Consider the following 2090-nt stretch of genomic DNA (forward strand, 5'->3'; position numbering starts at 1 on the left):
GCTCTTGACTGAATAACTTTATTCTGGTATTCATAGAGCAGGATATGTAAAAATATAATCATAGAAAACTGAATTTACAGACTTTTTTTCACAGGCTCTAATAGGTTAGATATCAGCATTATTGTTACTATTATATAATAACAAAATAATAAAATAGGATTAAATATTTTATTTATTTTTATCATCTGGACACCTCCCCTTTTGAAAATAATATTTAAAAACATTATCATTAACTACATATGATAATATATTATAAGCATTTATTAAAATGCCTTTTATGTATTCATCATATATAGAGAAACCCAGTATCACCCTCTGGTATATTAATTGTATATATATCTTTTAACTCAAAATTAGACCACATCTGTGCTGCATCTGCACCACCTAACAACACACTTTCACTAAATTCACAATATTTACCTATTGTACCAAAATGAATATTAGACCAAGCATCATATGGTATAGCTTTAGCTTACCTGTTGATATGACTTATCCAGTTTACAATATTATAAAATATTAGTTTAATCATTTGTTTTTATTAATTCTGTTCTGCTTAAATTAATAGTAAACAAAGGTTTATCCATATATATACATAATGCTGTATTATCAGCAGGGTTATATGTCACAGAATAATATCCATAACAACAGTTATCAATGATATCATGATATAATACATATTGTAATATAAATGTTTTTGTAACAATAACACTATCGCCTTTAAATTTGCATATATTTTTATCAGAATGTGATGATTTATAATCACTATATGACATCAGTTTAAAACTATTATCTTCATAATAATCTATACTATTTGTATTATTTTTGTAATTCTGTTCTGCTGTTATTAGTTTATCATATAGAAAATTAACTTTTTCTTCTGATAAAGGTAAATCTACTCCTATCATGTTTACCAATATAAACAATAGTAAAAAATTAAATACATTAAACCATAATATCCAAAGCAAATACTTTTTAAATTTATGTAATTTTTTCATTATATCACTCAAACATTATTATAAAGATTTTTATAATGTCATAAATTAGAAAAAATACAATAGCATTTGCAAAAAGCAACATACTGAATAATACAACATAATACTTTAATAACATTTCAAGTGTATCAAAATGGATTGAAAAAGTATTAGAAAACATATCATATAAATTACTTCCTGTAATTATACTATATATAAATACAAAAGGAAAACTAAGTACAATAAACACAATAACAAATATTACAGGCAATGTTAATGCAGAACCATAACTGCCTAGTATTATTAGTTTAATATATTCTTTAACTCTTTCCATAGTTTTTTACCTTTGTAGCGTTCTGTTTTATAATACTTAATAGTTTTTATACTATATATATATTTGTTAAAATATAGTATTTTGATTATTTGTTTTAACTATCTTTGCACTAAATGGGTTTGTTCTTGATATTTTTCCATCTATACATAATGCTTTATTTGACTCTTTATTATATGATATTTCATAATATCTAGTGCAATTATCTATTATATCATAGTAAAATTTTACTCGATAAAGATTAACTGGAAATGAAAAAATATTTTTATATTGAATATAGGCAATAGCTTTATTGTGTAACTCAGAACCTTCATTACCCTCATAAAGTTTTAAATGAAATTTATCATTTTTAAAATTTGATTTACCTGTTATTTCCAAAATAGATAAATTATCAGACAGACTTAATACTGTTTGTTCAGAAAGTTGTGGACTAACATAAAAGTCTTTACCTCCTAGATAAATTGGTAACATAAAAAAAAATGCTGGAAATGTGATAATAAAAAATATAATATTTTTTATAAGTCTTTTCTTTTTAATATTATGCATATTTTATGATTCCTTAAAACAGATATAATAAGCCATAAATTATAAAATTTACAATAAAAGCATACGCAAAAGGATATACAAGTAATAACTGCCCAATTATATTTCCATTATTAAATAAGATTGTTAATGATAAATATAATAGGTGAGCCTGTGAAAAAAAGTCTGTAAATAGTGGCAACTTAAGTTTTCTATGATATATTAAAAAAATATGAAAGGAGCTTAAGTATGGCACGAAAGAAGAA

The 2090-nt window shown here is 23.2% G+C and carries 4 protein-coding genes; all 4 read right to left on the bottom strand.

The genetic code is table 11. The features are described from left to right. Positions 1-286: 286 nt before the first annotated feature. The gene (locus Q1X91_RS15530; protein WP_300759514.1) at positions 287-463 is read right to left on the bottom strand and encodes a polymorphic toxin type 44 domain-containing protein; all 177 of its coding nucleotides are present in this window, start codon (positions 461-463) and stop codon (positions 287-289) included. 58 nt (positions 464-521) lie between these two features. Beyond that, a complete protein-coding gene (locus tag Q1X91_RS15535) occupies positions 522-995 on the bottom strand; it encodes a hypothetical protein (protein ID WP_300759508.1) in 474 nt (157 codons plus the stop codon). A 4-nt stretch (positions 996-999) separates the two neighbouring features. After that, positions 1000-1305: a hypothetical protein gene (locus Q1X91_RS15540; protein WP_300759510.1), complete on the bottom strand. Its 306-nt coding sequence runs from the start codon at positions 1303-1305 to the stop codon at positions 1000-1002. Positions 1306-1371: 66 nt separating this feature from the next. Next, positions 1372-1848 (bottom strand): hypothetical protein, encoded by a 477-nt coding sequence (locus Q1X91_RS15545; RefSeq protein WP_300759512.1) that lies wholly within the window; start codon positions 1846-1848, stop codon positions 1372-1374. Positions 1849-2090: the final 242 nt, after the last annotated feature.

Source organism: uncultured Brachyspira sp. (genome assembly GCF_949287625.1).
Taxonomy (GTDB): domain Bacteria; phylum Spirochaetota; class Brachyspiria; order Brachyspirales; family Brachyspiraceae; genus Brachyspira.

Excerpts from the sequence above, each read along its gene's own strand:
- Q1X91_RS15535 (WP_300759508.1), bottom strand. The coding sequence starts at position 995 with ATGAAAAAATTACATAAATTTAAAAAGTATTTGCTTTGGATATTATGG.
- Q1X91_RS15540 (WP_300759510.1), bottom strand. The coding sequence starts at position 1,305 with ATGGAAAGAGTTAAAGAATATATTAAACTAATAATACTAGGCAGTTAT.
- Q1X91_RS15545 (WP_300759512.1), bottom strand. The coding sequence starts at position 1,848 with ATGCATAATATTAAAAAGAAAAGACTTATAAAAAATATTATATTTTTT.